Raw genomic sequence first — 20,822 nt, 5'->3', positions numbered from 1 at the left:
CCGATGCCGCGGAAGACCACTGGTTGGTTGTCGTTCGCTCTTTGACAGCTCGCGCACTGCATCTCGCCGTGTGCGCGGCACCGTTTTACCTTGCGTTGCACATTCCGCTTGCATTTAGAACGTTGTCCGAACGCAAGTAACGAGGCGCACCATGAAGGCTGACCAGTTGGGACAGAACTTCGATGACACGTCCGGAACGAATCGATCCGGCCACGTCGATTGCCAGGCATTCACGCGTGTACTCATCGATCACCGTCAGACACTTCAGCTGCTGGCCGTTGGCGCACGCGTCGAATACGAAGTCGTACGCCCAGACGTGTCGTGCCGTCGTCGCTGGCTGCGGCCGAGGGCGATGGACCGACACGCGTCGACGAGGTCGCTTGCGCGACACCTGCAACCCGGCAAGACGCCACAGCCGCCAGGCCCGGTCGGCGCTCATCGGGTGACCCTGCCGCTCCAGAAAGATCTGAATACGGCGGTAACCATAACGCGGATATTGCGCCGACAGGATGCTCATCGCTGCCAGCACCGGCGCGTCCCGCACGGCCAGCGTCGATTCGTAATGCAGCGCCGATCGGGCAACCGACATCAGCGCGCACGCACGTCGCTCCGACAGGCCACGTGCCTTCGCGTACGTGACCTGTAGGCGTCTGGCGGGCGCGCTCACCACTTTTTTGCGTTGATCTCTCTCATCACGTCCAGCTCGAGATCTCGCTCGGCGAGCATCTTCTTCAGCCGCGCATTCTCTTGCTCGAGTTGCTTGAGCCGCTTCACGTCGGCAGCTTCCAGCCCGCCGAAATGCTGCCGCCAATTGTAAATGGTCTGCTCGCTAATCCCATGCTTCTTCGCAACCTCAGCGACCGGCGCCTTGTCCGCCTCGCGCAGGATGGTGACCATCTGTTCTTCGGTAAACCGACTCTTCTTCATGACTTCCCTTTCTCCGTTGGAAGCCATTCTCTCAAGTTTCAACTGGTCCGAAAATTCCAGGGCAGGTCAATGCCGGTAAAGGACCTGCGTAGGAAAGACGGCTTAAGTCTGACCAGATATTTATGCCTTCACATCGCAGGAGATATCCCGGCCACTTGCCGATCTGGAAGTTCGCTGGGCTCGCCTAAATGCGTGGCATTACAAAATTTGAGTCCATTGCCTAAGAGGCTCATCTGTTGTAATGTCGATTTCGCTATGATTGAATGATTGGTCTGTTCTAGTATATGTGGGCCTCATGAGAAACATCGGCAAACAGGAGATGTTCCGTGAATCAACAAAAGGATTACCGAAATACTTGTAGTGAGGTGGAGACTCTTATTGCCCAACAGATCGATCGCGTGCAAGAAAAGGCTGCGAGACTGTGGAAGGGGTACGAGCAAGAGGCGTTGATAACGATAGTTCGTGCGCTAGACACAATCGCTATTGCTGATTTCATGGATGCAAACCGCGAACTACCCACCGAGCGTGAAGAGGCTCGGTATTTTGCCAAACTGGGGCTGGTATCGGCATTGAAGCCGTTTTTGACAACTGTGAGAAGCATTGGTGGAGGTGTACCGTGGGGACCAATTATCCCAGAGTGGATGAGCTTTGCCTATTCATATCTGGTTACGTGTGGTCAACTCATCAACTTGCGACGCATGGCGCAACTCGAGCGGTATGGATTATCGAAATCGACTATGCGGGATTCCGGCCCTCTCATAGAAGTTGATGTCGGCCTCGAAGAGATATCTCAGCGATTTGCTGCGGACTCAGTTTTGGCGGATGGTGATGCTCCGGATCTCGTGGATGAAAAGTTTGAGGAAATACTCCGAAATCGAATGAAATCGTATGTCGATACTCCAGATGGATGGTTCATTCGGTATGACAATGACTGGGATATCGTGCACGCCTATCGGAAGAAGGCCGAGAGTTACGGCAGAAGATTTCCCGAACGCGAAGCATTGCCAGATAACGTCATAATAGGCGGCAGAACATTCAAGGAATGGAGAGATTCAAGTAACGAAGCGCTCGGAAGAGTTCTCTGCCACATTGATTTCGCCTACGAGCTTCGGATAAAGCAACCGGAAATTTTGCTCGCAAATGTCACAACTATCTTCGCACGAAAGGAAGACGTCGAAGCGGTTCTTAAAGAGGCTGGGATATCTCGAGACCTTGTTCCATCGACGATGCGCGCACTGACACTGTCGAGCGATACGCTCAACGAGTGGGATTGGGAAGGAAATTTTGAGACTCCTTGCCCATACTATGTTGAGTTGGGGCAAGACTTCGTGCTCCTCCCCTGCTTTGGGGCGTTATCGAACCCGTATGTGTCATTCTTTCGGCATTTGAAAACAATTTACAAGGATGACTGGGACCGCGCCGTTGACGAAAAAGAGAAGGTCTTTCGTCGGGACTTATCTGGCGCATTCGGCGCGCCCAGGTTCCACGTTCCCACTCATGGTTTTAGCATCCGTCGAGCGGATGGCTCAGAATTGACGGACGTAGACGCGGTAATCGTCGACACTGAGTCCGGAGCGATGGCGTTCGTACAACTTAAGTGGAACGATGTGTTTGGGCATTCATTACGCGAATGGCAAAGCCGACGAAACAACGTCGTCAAGAAGGCTAACGAATGGGTGGGTAAGCTTGCGTCGTGGATCGATGGGCGTAGCGCGGTTGAAGTTGCAAAGCAACTCGGCATAAAGTACGTTACTGATCCCGCCGCCCCACTGATGTATGTGATAACTCGCTACACAGCAAGATTTAGCGGCGAGTCTGACCGCGATAGTCGTGCGGCCTGGTTGAGTTGGTTTGAGTTACTACATGTCCTGGACGATCTTGACTACACAGAACCACTGGCAGATTTGGCTCACGCAGTGGAGCGTCATGTCCGGCGCTTTGTGTTCGACCACCCACGTATCATGACTTTTAGTTTCCCCGATTTGACGGTCGAATTGAAAATGTGTCGCAAGGAGGAGCCCTGACGGCGTTCATACCTGCGTCGTGCACCGATTCGCAACTCGCTGGGCAATCTACCTCGCAAACGCTGCCCCCTGGCCAGCCTTCAGATCAGGGATACGACTTTGGTATTGACCAACGCGTCCAAATGCTCGAGGAGCAACATTGGAACCGCCCCACCTGAAATCAGAACCCCGGCCTCCATGTTTTGCTCCATTGCATGACCGGTCAGGTTGGCGCTGGTGATAAAACAAATGCTACCGTCAGCGACGGCGATCTTAGAGTGAACCCGACCGTCGGAAAATGGAGCAACTCGGTCCCTCCACGCATAGAGCTTCACGGACGGGAGTAGCTTTCTCATCTTACCGATCGCATCGAACGAGATGCTTCCGCCGTGATCCAGTGATGATTCGAGCAACATCGCGATGCTCACGCCACGCGCGCTTGCTTCGTTCAACGCCTTCACGATAGTTGAGACGTCGTAGGCCACGAAACTGGTAACGAACAAGCTTTGCTTGGCCGCGCCGATGACTTGTAGCAGCGCCTGCTCCGTTCGACGAGCGGAGACGAATGGCGTTATCGGCCCCGTCCACACGAGTTCGATAGATTGTCGCTTCGACACGTTCTCGGACGCATGGCTGGCTGCCAACAGCATAGAGGCCAACTCACCTGAATCGATCGGGGTAGCCTGCCAAACCTTGACGAGCCGGTCGACGAAAGTCTTGGCCGTGGCCGTACCGACAACATCCGACAAGGACACGTTCGCCTTCTCGCTCCCCATCTTCCGAATCCTGCCCGCCAGCGCGCGAACCTTCTCCGGCGACACGAGACAGACCACAGCGGTGACAGCTTCTAGCAACGTCTCCATGTCACAGCCCCGCGAAGAACGCTGCATTCCCTCGATCGAGGGTCTGTACTAGCAACGATCTGTCGAGGTAACGATTACCTCGCTCACACGACGTCTCAGCGACCAGACTGCATGCATGACAAGCTGCCGCGTGCAGCGAGCGGTCTTTGTCCGGATCGTGTTCGGAGCACAGCGGATCGGACGAACAGACCTTCGATCGGCTCAGCGCCTGACGAAGCAATCGACCGAGGTTTTCTGGTTTGCCAAGATCGACAAGCCCACCCAATGTTCCATCGGAATCAGCTGCTGCCGTGTAGATGAGGATGCCTGCCTGAGGGTTCGCACTCGTCACGTCGGCGTAAATGCGTTCGCGGATACTCGCCGCGTTGTAACCGCACTCCAACGCCAGTTCGCGGATGAGCAGGTGCGAGAGCGTGTGGAGCATGGCGTACCGGATGCCGGGGTAGCCCTCGTCAGGGTCAAGGCGACGCGAATTGCGCCATCCGCGATGACCACCCGTAAGCATGCAATTTACTTGTTTGACGCCATCGAGCGCCTCCCACTCCTGGAGCACACCTTCGTCGAACTGGATAAAGATGCCCTCGCCGTGAACTTGATTCGCAGGAACCCAATCCGGCTTGCGACGCGCAAGGCTTGCCATTTGTGGGCGCTCGTTCGGATCACTCGCTTCTTCAGGCGCCTCGACGCGAGTAAAGCCCAATAAGGCGTTGACCTCGCGAAGTCGTTCCAGCAAAAGCACTCTACAGACCTGCTTTTCAAAGCCGGGTGGCGTAGACACCTTCTTGCTCATGAAGTGAGGGTAATCAACCGGCGGATTGGCGGCCGTCAGCACTTCCCACTCAGGCCCCTTGATGTCGACCTCACCGACGACCTCCTGTCCCCCGCCGTTGCGATAGACCTCGATGGCCGACCAGATGTCTGATGCCGAGTGTTTTTCGATACCCGGAAGCCCACCTGTAACCTTAAGCGTTTGCACCACGATGGGCACCACGGCGTCAGACGTGACACTCTGAAAGACCGCCCAGCCGTCCTGAATCAACTGGCTGAGCGGATCTTCGGCCTGCGGAATTGCAAGCGCTGACAGGGTAATCGGGAACCAACTGTTCGTCGAACCTAGCAAGACTGCCCGCGCCTCCTCATCGCACTCCTCGTCGAAATGATCGAGATGTGGATGCCTACCTCGGCAGCTCGGCAAGTTTTCCTTCCCTGCCTTGCCGAAGGCATTCGCCATACTGCGCGATGCCCCGCAGGTATCGCACTTTACCCACAGGTTCTCGGTCTGCAGTGACGCCCCGCTCTCGAAGAACCTCAGCGTTCCCTTACATGAGCTGTTGCCGCCGTGTACGAAATAGTGCCAGGGGAAGTCATCGAGATGGCCGCCTCGACAGGCCAAAAGAAAACGGGCCGGGACGGCATCGGCATCCTTCGCGGGCTGGCTATCCTTGGAGCCACGGCATCCCTTGTGGACGAAACGGGTTCGCTCCGGCCTGAAGCGGTTTTCCTTGATTTCGAACAGGCCAGCATCGAAAGGTGACAGCAGGCCACACTTCACGCAGCGCATCCAGCGCGGGAACGGTCTGACAGGGACGCCGATGTTTGCTTCGGCCGACCATGGATCGACAAGTTCGCTCTTCTGGAACGGTGGCATGCGCAGGCTCTCCACCTGCGGCCCAAGAACTTTACAGACGGCGGCGAGCAGGCGTGGCTCGGGAATGGGCTGGCACCTGTCTTTCTCCCATTGGTCGATGCCCAGTGTCACCACCGAAAGGCTCGGCAAATCGATCAGCGCGCCGGGTCCGTATGTCCAGAGCAGTTGGCTAGGGCGGACTTCCCCCACGGGTGTTCTATTGGTAGTCATGGTCAGTCTTCGTCCTTTGGCACCGGACGCGGCTTCCACCCGTGGTCGTCCGAGATATGTCCCGTGTTCATGATCAGGCGCACGCCTGGCTCCACTTCTCGCATCGACATCGGAACCGTCCAGTTGTCCCACGCATGGATGCCCGGTGATTTAACCAGCGCGACTATCGTCGCGGCCTGCGCGCCACGCTTTTCATAAGCCAGCGTGCGACCGGGCACGCTCACTTCCTTCGCCCATTCGTCCGCACGCTCCTTCAGCTCACGCTCGGCCAGATTCTTGATGGTGGGCGCCTCGCTGACGTTCCAAGCTCTCCGCACCAGTACGTCGATGGCTTCGGTGATCTCTGGCTTGTCGGATTTGTCCAGTTCGCCCGCCCCAACGTTCGGGTTGAAGGCGTCGTTTTCCAAGCGCATCAGGGAGAGGAGCGCACCGGTTAGGCCACGATCCATCGCACGCGGCGAGAAAGGCGCCACCGACTGAGCTTCCACGTGCTTATAGAAGGTTGCGTGGTAATGCTCGAAGGTCTCGTAATGCGAGAGGTCGCGCGGACGCGCCCACGTAAGTACCGTGCAAACCAAACCAGGGAAAGAACGACCCACACGGCTGGTAGCTTGAATGTATTCCGCCGTACCCTTCGGCTGACCGTTAACTGCCATAAGGCCTAAGCGATTCACGTCCACACCGACCGAAAGCATGTTGGTCGCGAGAACTATGTCGATCGCCCGGGTGTCGCCCTCGTTCCATTTCGTCACGTACTTCCCGTTGGCAGCGTCGAACGCGGCCTTGAACTTGACCTCCAAATCGTCGAGGTACTTCGGGATGTCCTGACTGGAAACGCGAGACGTCAGCTCGCGGATGTTGTTGACGCTACGCTGGGCGAGTGCTGGCCGTTCGACCATGCTCATTCGCACCCGGTAGGAACGTGTTTGCACGTCGTCCTCGGCCAAGCGCCGCATTCCGCCCAGCTCGCGCAACGAGTTGAAATAGCCGACCATCGTCATGTACGGGTCGGCTGGCTCGCCGAAACGATCGAACAAGGCCTGGGCTGCGGTGAGGAAGGCGGTGTAGACGCGAATCAGCATCGCTGGCCGCGAGCTACCGGGCGAACACACGCCGAGGTAACGCCGTCCGGGCCGCACTTCGATCGGGCGCTGCACCGAGAAGTAGTTGTCCTCCACGTCCAAGCCGTGCGGCGGGAACACCGACACTCGCCGCATGAACACGTTGTTCACCTGCTCCTTGGCTTTGCGTACGGTCGCCGTGGATGCGACGATCTTCGGCTTGACCGTCTTTCGATCAAGTGTCCAGCCACACAGTTCGTCGACAGACGATTCGTACAAACCGACCATCGTGCCCAATGGACCACTGATGAGATGGAACTCGTCCTGGATGATCAGATCGGGGGGGCGAATCGGACTTACGGGCTTCACCACCGCCGCAGGTAGTCCCTTGCCCGCGCGGTGACCCGTATTACATTCACAGCCCGGCCACATCAGGCCGTGACGCTCGCATTCCTGGCTCACGCGACCGAACAGCGTGCGCACCTGACCACGCCACGCCATCATGGCGAACTTATCCACGGTGGCGATCATCATCGTCGGCGGGCGGCGGTAGATCTCCTCGTCCACCGTCAGCACCGGAATACCGGGGTGTGGCGACTTACTGGACTTGCCGCGCGAGAATTCGCAACGTCCCTTCTTGTCGCCGCAATAGACGAGCGTGCGCCCGTGATTTTTGTCGACCTCGATGTCACGCCCCGGGGCGATGTCAGAGCCACACCACGGACAACTAGTCAGTTGTGCAGGCGATGCCGCCCCAGCATGGTATTTTCCAGGGTTACGGATATCTTCGATGGCGCGATGGCTGTCCTCGGTCGTGCCCGGCGTCACCTTATTGCCAACCCACAGGCCGATCGTGAAGGACTCGTGGCCCAACGCGGAATCACCGTTAGTCAGCGCCTCGCGCCGCAGTACCTCCATCGCGCAGATCAGCGCAGTGGCGCGCTGGAATTGCTGCAAAGTCAACAAGCGCAGCGTGTAGCGCATGATCACGGCCAGACCGCGCGAACCATCGTAGCCGCCGAGCTTGCCTTGCAAACGGCGGATCGCCATCGTGAACGCCGCCACGCCCAGATAAGCTTCAGTTTTGCCGCCGCCGGTGGGAAACCATAGCAAATCGGCATGAGCTTCCATCGGCTGTACGCGATCCACATGCATAGGGTCGGCCAGCGAGGGAATCGACAGCAGCAGGAATGCCAACTGGAACGGACGCCAACTCCGGTTCTTTGGCTGGTCGAATCTATCGACCGTCACGTCACGCCCACGCCGCACTTCAAGCGCATACTGACTGCGAACGCGCTGAATGGCCATTGCCCGGTTAGCAAAGCGGAAAGCCGCCAGGGCTTTTTCGTCGCGCTTGAGGGTGTCGATGCCCTGCTGCAATCGGGTCTGGATTTCCTGACATCGATCCAATGCCTCGCCGGCCTGTGTGTCATACCCCACTACATCTTGGCCGATGCGCTTGCGCTGTTCGCCAATCCATGCCGCGTAATCCTCCGTGAGCACGCTCAAGGCATCAACCAACTCGGTGACACTTAGCGTGGCAAGCTGCTCCATGTCGAGCAGACCGCTCGCTACCATCTCCTTCATCGCCGGACGATCGGTAGCATCAAGGCCCGGCGTCTCCGTGACCTGCACTTCGCACTGCGGGAGGACTCTAGTGCGCACTTCGGTGGCTAATGTCACGTCGTCCGCGATCTCCGCGTGGACGGCAACACCATGCCCGACAGCGAACTCCACGCGGTTTCGATAGATCATCTCAAGCGATTCGCGTTCAGCGTCCATACCGTCGGTGTCCAACATGGGACGGCGGCGGAAAATGGCGCGCTTGGACGCATCGGCTTCCGCACGCACGATCAGTTCCGGCTGGAACATCCATGCGGTGTCGCGGTTTGTGTCAGGCTCCTTCTGCGTGTTGATCAAGAACAGCGTCACCAAACGGTCTCCGTTAGCGTTCTTGGCACGAATGGAGCCCTGTATCCGCACCGACGGGCGATTCGAGTCCGGTGCCTGATGGGAGATCACGCCTTCGGTGAGTGGCAGCACGATCTTCCCACCGCAGGGGATACGTTGCCAGACCTTGGCTTTCTGCCCATTGGACCGCGTCTGCTCGTGCTCGTCGTTGGGCACACGTTCGTAGCTACCCCAGCACGCTTCGACCTCGATGCGTTCTGCGTCGCTATCGACGCAGAACGTCATGCCGAAGCTGCTAGGCACCAGCGACTGGTTGCTAGCTGCGTCGATCTCGTCCGATGCATCCGATTCGGGTTCCACCCGTCCGGTGGCCGTACTGAACTCTGCACCGGGTTCGTGCTGGCCGGGGACGATGGGGTCAGTGGGCTCCCCCATCTCGTCACCCGCCAGCGGCCCCTCCAACCCTTCGATGCCGCCCTGAGCATCGTCGCGTGGTGCCAGCTTGCCGACCAGATAACGGTCGCGCACGCTCATGTCCACAATGCGCTCGTGCGGGCCGCCCGCAGGGCCGAGCAGGTCATCCACTACGGCCAGTTGAAGCAGTTCGCGGATGTATGCCCGATCCTCAATCGCCGGCACCCCGCTCTCAGTCTGATGTAGTACCGTGGACAAAACCGAGATGAACTCCCCCCACTGGATGCGACCAACGCTCCCCGCCGACGGCGGGGCCAGCGAGACGCTCGCGACCGGCACGGAAGTGTCGGCGACCGACACCCGATCGAAGAACAACGTGGTCGTCGCGAGGTCGGAGCGAACCCGCAACACGCGCCCTACACGAACGATCTCGTCGGCGAGGTTCAGCACCAGCACCCAATCGTCCTCAACAATGCCCGAGTATAGTGAGCGATCACCCTTCAAAACCAGGGTGTAGGGCAACAACCTACCATCGGTCTTGAGGCCAAGGTCAATGGCAACCCACGCATTGGTAGCTCTTTCAACAGTGCTCGGCTCCATGGCTTTCCTTAGACTTTGAATTCATTCTTGAGAAGGGCTACAACCTTCTCCTTTGTATTGAAGCCGTTCTTGATAAGAATCTCCGTGATGTCCCGACCTGATATAAAAATAATCGGATGACGATCTTCTCGGACTTCCTCATATGCCTGACGAGCAACGATCGAGGTCGTGACCAACACACCAAATTGCCTATGTCGAATCCTGGATATGAGCCGCGACACCTCTTTCACACCTACCGAATTCGGTGCCCCTCCGTTCATGGGGGGCCTGTAACATTTCGCCTCAAGGGAGAATTCTGCATACACCGGATCTTCTCCCAAGCCAAGTAGATAGCGACCGACAGCGTCTCTGCCACCATCTATCGTTCCGCGAGTAATCTCATCGACAATCACTCGCGCATCTGTCATCTGATAGATGCGTGCCGCAAACGCTTCAAATGCAATTGGAGATTCTTTGAAGTGCTCCCATACACTACCTAGAAGGCTGGCTTTAATTGGCGTGTCCGGTGACTGCTCTTCAAGCGTTCGGATGATCGTCGTTGGTTCAGCCGCGAGAGGCAGATACTTCCCAGATACCACCCAATCGGCCCACGCCTTAGGTGCATTGGACGTAATAAAATTACCAACCGCAAGATCATTGATCCAACTTCGGCTTACAACCGGGACGTCCAAAATCGTAAACACTGATCGGTAATTCTGAAAACGTTGGCCCGCCGATGATTTCCATACGGCAACCAAGTCTTCCGTCGCAGAAAGACCAGAAAACCCGGGAACCGCGAGTCCTTTGAACTGAACCGATCGAGCACCGGCCGAAGTTGCATGCTTCCTGAATACCAAAAATGGTGCGACTCCTGATCGCGGCTCCACGTCAGCGTGTAGACGAGCAAATGCATGGCGCAACACCCTGTTCCCCCCTGCTCGAGTATCGTGAAGCTCGTGCCCAGGAGTCTTGTTGTCGCCATAGTAGACAAACTGCCCTGTGCTCAAATCAAGTGTGTCTGGCCAATCACGATCCTCTCCAGTCGTGAAAAGAATCACCCATTTTTTTCGTTCACCTCGCCCAGATACACGAAATCCTCCCATGTTCCCGGAGCCTGGAAGCAATTTTGCGATCGGTTCCCCCGAAAGGCTACCGTCGGCACTGCTCTCGTAAACCGCGTCGACGATCAAATTCACAGTCGCCAATTCGTGGAATGAAAAGACTCTCGTCACATGGCCCTCACTCAAATTCCAAGATCGGCGGTCATCTCGAACGTCGGAATATCGCGGGTTTGAGTCACGACACATCCTCGTTTTGGTTGCTCCGGAGACCAGTCTGTACGCGGTAGCGTGCACCCCGTCGCTCACCTTGGCGCTCGACCCTGCCACTTGAGATCAAGTCGCTGATCGCAGCATTCCATTGGCCATCCGTGATGCCAGTAGCAGTAAGAATGTCGGCTTTGGCGTGCCAACCGACGTGCGCACTCAGGAAGCCGACGATCGACGTGACCGGTATCGCGTGATTTACAGTAGTTGCGACTCCGCTCTCGAGGTCGAGGTAGGATTGGGGCGCTGCGACGCTGTCGGTTCGTTTGGCACGCATGGCACGAAGATTTGAAGCACGTGGCATGGTACCGTGCAGACCTTGCGCGACTTCTTCTTCGTATCTCTGACGGTTCAATTCGGAAAAACGGCGCAGTACTTCTACACGCGCAGCATCGGAGATAGTGAATCGTACACGATCGCTCTCCGCCAAGCTTGGCTGCTCGTAGTAACCGTGTGCCAGGTCGATATCATCCCACCCATAGGCACGCATAACTCCCACATCGATCTCGCAATGCTGTTCTCGAAGTCGTTCAATACGTCGATCAACGTCACCTACATTATGGAAACGGTTGTAGAGCTTCGTTAGGCCGATGGGATTGGTCGGATCAGTCATTACCTCATGACGTGACTGTAAATACTCTCGACCGAGCTTGTCGAAGCACACAATGTCGGAGGATTCCAGGAAAGGGAAGGTCTCAATTGCGTCCGATGGCGAGAAATTCAAATCAAGCTTCATCCGAGAGGACTGTTTCCAAACCCAAGCATCGATTGGTGATGAGTTGAGGATTGCCGCATAGGCGTGGACCTCTGCCACGGAAAAAACAACACATTTCTCGTGAAAGATAGCATCATTCTCAACTACTGATGGATTGAAGTATTTACCAACACGGCCTGCCACTAGAACATTTTTAAGCGGGCGGGAAAACTCGTTCCAGCCTTCAGGATGTTGCTCGAAGTAGTGTCCGCGACCAATAGCGTGATAAAGCTCAGGCCTGGCGCGCAGAGGCAACCACCACTTTTCACGTGCAACCCTATCACTTTTGGAAAGCCGCTCTGCTTTCACACGATCCTCCAACCACGCGTATGGCAATGGATATTCGCGTGCTCGTTCTTCAGCCCAGTCCCAGAAATTTATCAACCATCTAGTAGGACGCTGCTCCGGAACCGATTTGAGATCATCACCGTCTAGGTAGGGGAAAATAACTTCAGCATTTTTCGGGTCGGCATCCAACATCCGTTTAGCCTCATCTGGAGACAACACAAAACCCAGCCCAAGCACATAAGTGCCAATGAAAGAAGCGCTCTCTGATGCCTTCAACCGCCCTGGACTCCACTCATCACGATTGGAGAGAAATGCAGAAATGATCGATACTGGTCGCCCGTGCAGCGAGCGATCTCCACACCATTCTCCCTTGTGAACGTGCACGCGACTGGTGACTACCGAGGCCTTTCCAGGCCAAGGTTCGTTCGGATAGGCTGCATAAATGACGGCCCCCGACCCAACCATTGCTTCCAGTCCGACCTGTCGTGTGTCCCCTTCCGCGATGGTGTTGACCGCAAGCAATCCGAAGCCACCGCCTTCGCGCAGGAGCCTCCACGCCCTCAGGAAGAAATAGGCAACCAAATCGGCCGAGCCGCGACGCCCCTCGGCGATGTGCGCAACCAGCCAATCGCGGAAAGCCGTGCCCGCGACGCCGGTGATGCGCTGCCCACCCAGAAAGGGCGGATTGCCGACCATGCCGTCGAAACCGCCGCGCTCGCGCGCGAACACCTCTGGAAATTCCAGCGGCCAATGGAAAGGCCGACGTGCGGGCTTATCGGCGGGTAAATCAGTCGAGAGCGCGGCGACCGATCTCCGGCGCATTGAGGCCAGCGCGTCGTGGTCGCCATCGATAGCTCGTCCGGCTTGGACAGTCAGCGAAGCTAGGATGTTCTCCAACGCCGCGCCGCCGCCACCCGATGCGAACACTTCCCCAATGAACGCATCAGCGATGCGCTCCGGGACTTCGAGTTTTCGGCGCGCGGCGGCGTCCAGATGCGCCATCGCTTCCACGTCTCGTATGTCTCGAATGGGCGTTTCTCGCAGACGCGAGCGGAGTTCGACGGCCTCACACACCGCTTGCTCGACGTTCTGGCCGAACAGCCGTAGCTGGCCTTGGCCGGTGGCATTCATCGAAAGCTGGGTGAGCTGATCCAGCCGGTGGATGCCGAGCAGGCTGTCGCCGCAGTGCAGGTTGTGGTCGAGGAAGCCGAAGGGGCGGCCCTTGGCCAGTGTCACCAGCCATATGGAGAGCTTGGCCAGTTCGACTGCCAGCGGATTCAGATCGACGCCGTAGAGGCAGCGTTCGGCGACGAGGCGGCGGGCGACAATGTTGCGCGCCTCGGTGTCGCACGGCAGCGCCTCGACGTTGGCGTCTGCATCCACCACCCGCCCATCGATGCCGACAGTATGACCCTGCGCCTCAGTCTGCGCCCACGATTCCACCAGGCGGTCGGCCAGCCACCGGCAGGCTTGGACGAGGAACGCACCCGAACCCATCGCCGGGTCGCAAATCTTCAGGTCGAGTAGTTCGGCGGGTGATTTCAGGGTCCAATCGGGGCGCGGCGCGCCCTGCGCCGGGCCGACGTAGGCGATGGGCGTGAGCGTCTCGGCGACGATAGCCTCGGTGAGCGGCTTTGGCGTGTAGTGGGTGCCGGTCTCGCGTCGATCGGAGCCGGTGGTGACGATGAAGGCTCCGGCGGGGTATACCAGCGGGTAGCCCCAAGGGTCTGTGCGAACCAGATGACCGAAGGGCTTGATACGATCGCGCAGTGCCGTGTCGCCGTGGCAGGCCGTCAGCACGCGATCGGCAAGCGCATCGTCCACTGCACGAGCCAAATCGTTGTGCACGCGGCCGGTGGAACTGCCGGAACGCTGCTGGAGCAGTGCGGCCAAGCGAGCGGAACCGTCCAGTCGCGCGGATTCGAGTTCGGCCAGCGTGACCCAAGGTGACTGAGCGCTCTTGGTGGCGTCGAGTTCCAGCGTGACCTCGGCGGTGCGCTTGACGGTGCGTTCCAGCAAGCCCTCGTAGACGTAGCCGATTTGCTCGACATCCAGCGCCCGATACGACAGCGTGCGACCTTGGAATTGTTGGATGGCTTCTAGCAGCAGCAAGACAGTGCGGTTGTCGATCGGCAGCGGCTTGGCAAGGTCGGTGCGCCAGTCGGAACCACGGCCGCGGCCTTCGAGGAAGGGAAAGCGATCCGGATCGAACAGGGAGCCGCCCAGCGCGGGCAGGCGCAAGTTTTCGTGCTCGATACCGCCGTACACAGCGCGGAAGATCGCCAACAGGCGCGACCACGCATCCCAACGGCGCTCCAGAATCTCGTCGGATTCGGTACGCAACTGCATCCGCAAGGTCGAGATCGCGTAGTTGGCTTCATAGCGTTCGTCACCCAAGAGCATCAAGCCGCGCTCTTCGGCGGAAAGCAGGAAAACCAGCCGCATCATCACCGTCAGCGCGGCTTCATAGAGTTCAGCTTCGTTTACGCCGCGCAGCAATTCGCGGTCGCGGTCTTGATCAGCCTTGTCGAGCGCCTGGATGAGCACTTCGACCGCGCGCCGCACCTGTTCGCCCAAGGCGTCGGTCACTTCGTCCTGGAACTTCAGCGAGCGATCGAACAGCGCGGGCAGCCGTTCGGTTTCGTCAACGAAGAAGCGCCGGACGCCCAACAGGTGAACAAAGGCTTGGAGGGTGAGGGGTTCCTGCGCCCAGATGCGCGCATACCAACTGGCGAATGTGGTGACTGCCCCCCACCGGCGCATCGACCAGCATCCAACGTTCGCCGTTGGTCACCAGTCCGAGGCGGCAACCCGTGGCGCGACAGAGCCTAACCATGCGTTCCGCCGCCGTGCTGGCCCAGCCGTCCAGTTTCTGGGTGGCGTCGAGATCGACGTCCGGCCCATAGGTATGAATGAGCATCAACGGCGCGTCGCCGTTGCCGACGACAGAGAAATCAGGCGACAGGCTGACGCCGTGTTCGGGCAGAGCGACCGTCAGGTGCGCGGCGCACCAGTCCTTGCGTCTGAGCACGTCGCCGCGACTGTCTTCGTCAAGTTCCAGCCCGCGCGACAAGACCTCGTCCATCCATGCCGCGTGCAGATCTGCGAAACGAGGATCGTCGGTTTCCAGTGCCTCGCGCCATTCGTTGTAGGCTTGGCGCAGCCGTTTGCGCTTGGCCGAATCGAGTTCTTCCAGTCCTTGTGGGAAGGTTTCCTTCAGGACGGGGACAGCGAGAAACGGGCCTGAAATCTCGATGAGCGAGAGCCATTCGTGGTGCATGCTCATGCGGCACCTCCGGCGGACTCGGGCACGACGAAGATCACCGCAACCGGGAAGGTGCGGTCGTCAAGCTTGGCGTAACGGGATTCGATGGCCTGCGTTTCCATCTTGCGCTCGTCGGGTATGCGCGCGAGGCGCGCTTCCAGCGCGGCGATGTCACGCCGCAGTTGCATACGCTCATCCTCTGTGAAGAGCGAGAGCTGTTCGGGCTGCTCGCCTTTCTTCAATTCGGACTGGATCGCCTTTTCCAGTTCGTCGAGCACCGTGCCAATGTCGTCGATTTCCTGCTGCTTGCGAGTCTGGAGAGTGTTGGTCAAGTAGCGGAGACGTTCTTTGGAGCGGGAATCCACCGCTTTCAAGATGGCTTCCTGTTGACGGTCGAAGCGTACACGGAGCGCGTCGAACAGGGACGAGGCAGCCATGATCGGTTTCGCTTCGTCCAGCCACTGTTGAACTCGGGTGACACCTTCTTCGCGACGGAAAGATTGGTCGCGCAGGTAGCCGCCCGATACCGTCAGCTCCTCGTGCAGCCGATGATGGTTGCCGCCGGTGACGACGAGCCGCGAGACGACGACCACAGCGGGGCCATCGACAAGCGCGTCCGGCACAGTACGGACGGTGACACGATGCAGCTTCTTCACATCGTCCTGCGCCCAGATTTCGGCGCGCAGCAGACGCAGGCACATCTGTACCAAGCGATGGTTCAAGTGGATGAGCACGACGTCGTCGCGGCCACTGGCGACGGCGTGGTCGAAGGTGATGGGCCGAATCTTTTGCGTGTGCGGGTGGCGCAGCCCTTCCAGACAGCGTGCCCACGAGCCGGACAGCGCCGGCATACGGAAGACGCCGCCAGAAGGCGCCCCCGTAAGGTCGACGGGTTCCAGCGGCGGACGGCCCGCCAGCGCGAGACCGGTCTTCACGGCCATCAGGACGTGGTCGGGCGTGAGGTGGAAATCTTGCTTCGTGGCAAGCAAACGCTGGTGCAGCTTGGCGACGCGCTCCTTCAACTCGCGTTCGGCGCGCACGAAGTTCCTGGCGCGGGCGATCCGCGCCTCGGCCAGACGCGTGTCCAAGTCCTTCAGGGAGCCTTCGATGAGGCCGGACATCTGTGGCGCGATGACCGGATTCACGCTGCCCATGTCAGCACGCATTGAGTCTAGTTTCCGCAAGGCGCGCAAGATGTCCTCGCCGTGGCCACCGACCGATGCACCACTCGCGTCGCCTCCATCGACCGGATGCCAGATCAGCACTTCCTTCTCGCGCTGCCCATGGCGGTCGATACGCCCGTTGCGCTGCTCCATCACGTTGGGGTTGTATGGAATCTCAAGGTGGATGAGTCGACTACAGTGGTTTTGCAAGTCAATGCCTTCGGACGCTGCGTCTGTAGCAAGCAGGATGCGCACCGGGGATTCCTGCGGTGATGCCTGGAACGCCGCCTTGATAGGTTCGCGCTCGTCTTGGGAAAGGCCACCGTGAAGCAGGCCGAGACGCTCGCCGCTAAAGCCGTGGCTGGCTAGGATTTGATGCAGCCATTGGTGCGTGGTGCGATACTCGGTGAACAGGATCACACGGCGATCGCTCCACGAGCCATCCGGCTTGAGGTTCTCAGTAAGCCAGTCGAGAATGGCTTGGGCCTTGGAGTCGGCCTGATTCTTGGCTCGCTGTGCCCATACCCTCAAATCGTCGAGCATCGCACGCTGTTCCACCGTCAGTGGCGGCGAACGGCGCGTAGCCTCCTCGATAGCTTCGGCATGGGCATTCTCGACTTCCTGATCGTCCGCGTAGTCCTCGTCAGCTTTGAGGATGGCCTTGTGCAGGATGCGCTCTGCCATGGCGTCTTGCTTCGCAGGTCGCGCTTCGGATAGCGATGCGATGTGCTTTTCGAGCGTGGAAGCGAATGCCGCCGGCGACGAGAGCAAGCGCTTCTTGAGGAGCCGACTGATGAAGGCCGTGCCGAAACCATTACCCGCCTTCTCAGCATCCTTTTCGCGACTGGTGCAGTAGTCATCGAGTTTGCGGTGAATCTCTCGCTCTTCGGCCGAGTACGGGACCGTGAGCGCCTGCAAAGTGCGCCGGGCGTACAAGGGGTTGCCTTCCGCATCGACCAGATCGCTCTTCAAACGGCGAATCATCACCTGACTCAACTGCTTTTCGTCGGGGAGAATGTTCCTGGCAAAACGTTGGTCGTCGAGCAATTCCAGCAAGGAGGTGAACGACTCCGTGTATCCGTTGTGTGGCGTGGCGGTCAAGAACAGCCGATGCTGGAAATGCGGACCGATGGCGCGGATGAGGCGCGTCCGCTGGCTCTCCAAAGCATAGTGAGCCCCTGCGGCCGGAGCAACGTTGTGTGCCTCGTCCACGACCAGCAGATCGAACTTGCGTGGATAGCTGGCATGCGGCGGAATCACGTCACGCATGGCGCGCAACCCTTCGCCGCTCTTGGCCCAATCCATCGACGTGATGAGACGAGGATGCGACGTCCACGGATTGGCATGGATACCACGCTCGCGCCGCAGTTGCTTGATGTATTCGGTATCCACAACTCGGAAATCGAGTCCGAATTTCTCCAACATCTCGACGCGCCACTTCTCCTGCAAAGACGCGGGGCAGATGATCAATACGGTGCGCGCACGGTGCCGCAGAAGAAGTTCCTGAATGACCAGACCAGCTTCGATCGTCTTGCCAAGACCGACATCATCGGCAATAAGCAGATTGACGCGCGCCATGTCGATCGCACGTACCAGCGGATCGAGTTGGAAGTCCTCGATACTGACGCCGCTGCGAAACGGGGCCTGGAGGAATCCCCGATCGGCGTTGGTTGCTGCCCCCCCATCGCACAGCATCAAGGAAGGCGTCGAGCGTACCCGAATCGTCCTGTCCCGTAATCAAGGGAAGGCCCGCGCGCTCGATGACTTGAGCACCCGGCTCGATTTCCCAAATGACTTCCAGCCCTTCACCAAGCCCATCCTCGTCGATCGAGGAAAGCGTTATGCAGTGTTGACGTGCTGAATGGTCCGAATCCAGCAGCGCCGCATCAACATCCGCTACGACCCATTGGCGGCGACGCACTTCGACCAGTTGCCCTGGCTCCGGTCGAGCCCGGTATGCCAGTGCTTGCCGCTCCCCTTGGATACTCATGTGGCCACCTTTTTCAATTCTTATCGTTTACACCGTACGACGCGGTCCTACGCTTACCGTCGATTATGGCGACCGCGTTTGCCACGACCTTCGCCGCATCAATCGGTGACTCGTGCGACCAAAATCGGAGCACTGTCCAACCGAGGGATCGCAGCCGTTCGTTCGTGTCTGCATCCCGTCGTTGATTCGCCTCAATCTTCTGCCGCCAAAACTCCGCGTTCCGTTTCGGCCAAGTGGCATGTTCTGGACAACCGTGCCAAAAACAGCCATCCACGAAAATTGCAATTCTCCGTCCTGGGAACGCAATATCGGCAACACGGCGGGGTTTCTTTAAGACCTCACAATCGACCCGATACCGTAAACCGATCCTATATAGCTCTCGCCGCAATGCGACCTCAGCACCCGTTGCCTTTTGCCGAACCTTCGCCATTCGACGACTGGTTTCGGCCGACGGTGGATCGCGGAAGGACATGTGCTCAGCCTCAATTATTAGTCGGCAAGCGAAATCGAAGCCAGGTGATTCTTGATACTCCGTGCGATAGCACGACCTAGGTTTACCGGCACGGCATTTCCGATCAGACGCCCCAATACCGTGAAACTGACTTCACCGTCTCTCGGGACGAATGCATAGTCGCGTGGGAAGCTCTGTAGTATTGCAGCCTCCCTCAGTGAAATCGCGCGATCCTGCTCGGGATGACCAAATCGCCCATTTCCGAAGCCATAGCACTGAGTCGTCATAGTAGGAGCCGGTTTGTCCCACTCCATTCGACCGTAGACGCCCGCGTACGTACGTCCGCTCTTGGCGCGATGACAATCAGCGACAAGGTCTTTTGGCCAATCGCGCCATGTCCCGCCGGGCTTCGACGCTTTAATCCGTTTCAGATTCTTTTCTGATAGCGTCGACGCGATGTGCAACTTATCCCTAGGAGCACTCTCGCCAGCAGACAAAGAACGTAGTCGACCAATGGCTTGGCGCACTGTCTTCGGCGTTTTGTGTGTTGGCGCGATCATTTGGATATTCCCGTGCTTTGATGCGAGCAGCACCATGCGTCGCCTCATTTGCGGCACCCCATAGCGTGAGCTATCGACCACATCGAACCACACTTTGTAACCCAATCGCGTCAGCGTATCGACGAAATCATGGAAAACAGCATGTTTGGCAACCGTCGGGACATTTTCCATCGTGATGACATCAGGCTTAGTACCCTGCGCAAGGCGAGCGAATTCGTACAGCAACCCCCACTTGCCATCCTTACCATCAAGCTCATAACGCTGCGCGTAACTTGAGAAGGGTTGACATGGTGCACAGCCCGCAAGGACCGTCAACTCCGCGTCGCCAAACAATGCTCCCAGCTCTTCAGCAGCTACTGTGCTGATGTTCCGCTCTATGAACTTAGCCTGATTGTTCGCCTCGTAAGGAAAGCGGCATGCCGGGTCCAGATCGATACCTGCGACCACGGGCAAATCTTCCAAAACGAAGCCATGCGTCAACCCGCCCGCCCCGCAGAACAAATCGACACAAGAAATACTCGCCACTTCAAACCTCCTCATTGCGTCTCAAGCAGACTATGGCGCAATTGAAACCAAACACAGTCAACGTTCTATTCCTCAACCCGGCTATCAGACTCCGCCGCACCACCGGACCGCACTCAGCCATCAATCGCGTCGTCAACCAGCGATCCAACAACCGTTCGGCTAGCTCCCTCAACGAACGCCGATCTTCTAAACTGGACCTGCATCACCGCAAAAAGCGCGGGCCGCATGGGCTGCCACCCATACGACCCGCTGACCACCACCAACTCACCATAGGAGTCGGAAATGGCTAAGGCCAATCATAAGCCACGTACCCCCGTAACGGAACGCTTCGTCACCGTCCAAGAGTCAGCGCGCCATCATTCCTTGTCTAGGGTCCTCCGTGCTATCAGAGCGCACCGGAAGCTGAACACGACGTATTTCCCGTGGATCAAAATCGCAGGAGTATGGCTCGAGGACGCGGGATTCGAGGCTGGAGAACGCGTCCGGATTACCGTCGAGGATAAGCGGCTCATCATCACGCCGATGTGATCGGCGCATTGCCCATGGTGGGCGTCGCAAGTCACCACCGCTCACGTAGCTCAGTACCCGAAACTCGATACCGTTAGTAACTGTGACAAGCGGCGATTGTTCTGCAAGCGCAGCGGGCCAGGTCACTCAGGTCCGCTGCCATATAGCCTTTCGGACGAGCGGTGACCCATCATGTCAGGCACATCGGAAATTTCCGCCGCCGCAATGCAAAAACCCCCGCCTTTTGGGCAGGGGTTCTTGGCTTAGGGAGCCTGACGATTACCTACTTTCACACGGGAATCCGCACTATCATCGGCGTAGAGTCGTTTCACGGTCCTGTTCGGGATGGGAAGGGGTGGGACCGACTCGCTATGGTCA

General features: G+C 58.3%; 11 protein-coding genes, 1 rRNA gene and 1 pseudogene. 2 read left to right on the top strand and 11 right to left on the bottom strand.

All coding sequences use genetic code 11. From position 1 onward, the window contains the following. Nucleotides 1-121: 121 nt before the first annotated feature. A pseudogene (locus LGN10_RS32540) lies at nucleotides 122-927 on the bottom strand (IS3 family transposase); the annotation flags it as partial. A gap of 326 nt (nucleotides 928-1,253) precedes the next feature. Here LGN10_RS32540 and LGN10_RS32535 point away from each other — a divergent pair. Then, nucleotides 1,254-2,951 (top strand): hypothetical protein, encoded by a 1,698-nt coding sequence (locus LGN10_RS32535; RefSeq protein ID WP_226226193.1) that lies wholly within the window; start codon nucleotides 1,254-1,256, stop codon nucleotides 2,949-2,951. 80 nt (nucleotides 2,952-3,031) lie between these two features. Here the strand turns inward: LGN10_RS32535 and drmC are convergent, their stop codons facing one another. The 9 genes from drmC to LGN10_RS32490 form a co-directional block, all read right to left on the bottom strand. Beyond that, nucleotides 3,032-3,793, bottom strand: a complete 762-nt coding sequence (drmC, locus tag LGN10_RS32530) for a DISARM system phospholipase D-like protein DrmC (protein ID WP_226226192.1) — start codon at nucleotides 3,791-3,793, stop codon at nucleotides 3,032-3,034. 1 nt (nucleotide 3,794) lies between these two features. Continuing rightward, on the bottom strand, nucleotides 3,795-5,651 hold the full coding sequence (gene drmB / locus LGN10_RS32525) for a DUF1998 domain-containing protein (protein ID WP_226226191.1): 1,857 nt from the start codon (nucleotides 5,649-5,651) through the stop codon (nucleotides 3,795-3,797). Nucleotides 5,652-5,653: 2 nt separating this feature from the next. Then, the gene (gene drmA / locus LGN10_RS32520; protein WP_226226190.1) at nucleotides 5,654-9,637 is read right to left on the bottom strand and encodes a DISARM system helicase DrmA; all 3,984 of its coding nucleotides are present in this window, start codon (nucleotides 9,635-9,637) and stop codon (nucleotides 5,654-5,656) included. 8 nt (nucleotides 9,638-9,645) lie between these two features. Next, on the bottom strand, nucleotides 9,646-10,812 hold the full coding sequence (locus LGN10_RS32515; protein WP_226226189.1) for a restriction endonuclease: 1,167 nt from the start codon (nucleotides 10,810-10,812) through the stop codon (nucleotides 9,646-9,648). Nucleotides 10,813-10,912: 100 nt separating this feature from the next. Next, on the bottom strand, nucleotides 10,913-14,746 hold the full coding sequence (locus tag LGN10_RS32510; RefSeq protein ID WP_226226188.1) for an Eco57I restriction-modification methylase domain-containing protein: 3,834 nt from the start codon (nucleotides 14,744-14,746) through the stop codon (nucleotides 10,913-10,915). Further along, on the bottom strand, nucleotides 14,628-15,269 hold the full coding sequence (locus tag LGN10_RS32505; protein WP_226226187.1) for a hypothetical protein: 642 nt from the start codon (nucleotides 15,267-15,269) through the stop codon (nucleotides 14,628-14,630). Before LGN10_RS32505 ends, LGN10_RS32510 begins: the two co-directional genes overlap by 119 nt. Further along, a complete protein-coding gene (drmD, locus tag LGN10_RS32500; protein ID WP_413227172.1) occupies nucleotides 15,266-18,106 on the bottom strand; it encodes a DISARM system SNF2-like helicase DrmD in 2,841 nt (946 codons plus the stop codon). The genes LGN10_RS32505 and drmD overlap by 4 nt, the downstream gene beginning before the upstream one ends. Before the next feature lie 308 nt (nucleotides 18,107-18,414). Beyond that, entirely contained in the window at nucleotides 18,415-18,873 is a 459-nt protein-coding gene (locus tag LGN10_RS32495) for a very short patch repair endonuclease (RefSeq protein ID WP_226226186.1), read from the bottom strand. Between the two features lie 17 nt (nucleotides 18,874-18,890). Then, nucleotides 18,891-19,952, bottom strand: coding sequence for a DNA cytosine methyltransferase (locus tag LGN10_RS32490; protein WP_226226185.1), 1,062 nt, complete (start codon nucleotides 19,950-19,952; stop codon nucleotides 18,891-18,893). A 267-nt stretch (nucleotides 19,953-20,219) separates the two neighbouring features. Between LGN10_RS32490 and LGN10_RS32485 the strand changes: the two genes are divergently transcribed. Beyond that, nucleotides 20,220-20,465: a SymE family type I addiction module toxin gene (locus LGN10_RS32485; protein WP_226226184.1), complete on the top strand. Its 246-nt coding sequence runs from the start codon at nucleotides 20,220-20,222 to the stop codon at nucleotides 20,463-20,465. A gap of 249 nt (nucleotides 20,466-20,714) precedes the next feature. Here the strand turns inward: LGN10_RS32485 and rrf are convergent. After that, nucleotides 20,715-20,822: ribosomal RNA gene (rrf, locus tag LGN10_RS32480) — 5S ribosomal RNA — on the bottom strand; the annotation flags it as partial.

It is taken from the genome of Burkholderia sp. AU32262, from assembly GCF_020419985.1.
Classification (GTDB): Bacteria; Pseudomonadota; Gammaproteobacteria; order Burkholderiales; family Burkholderiaceae; genus Burkholderia; species Burkholderia semiarida.
This window is presented reverse-complemented; position numbering and strand designations above follow the sequence as displayed.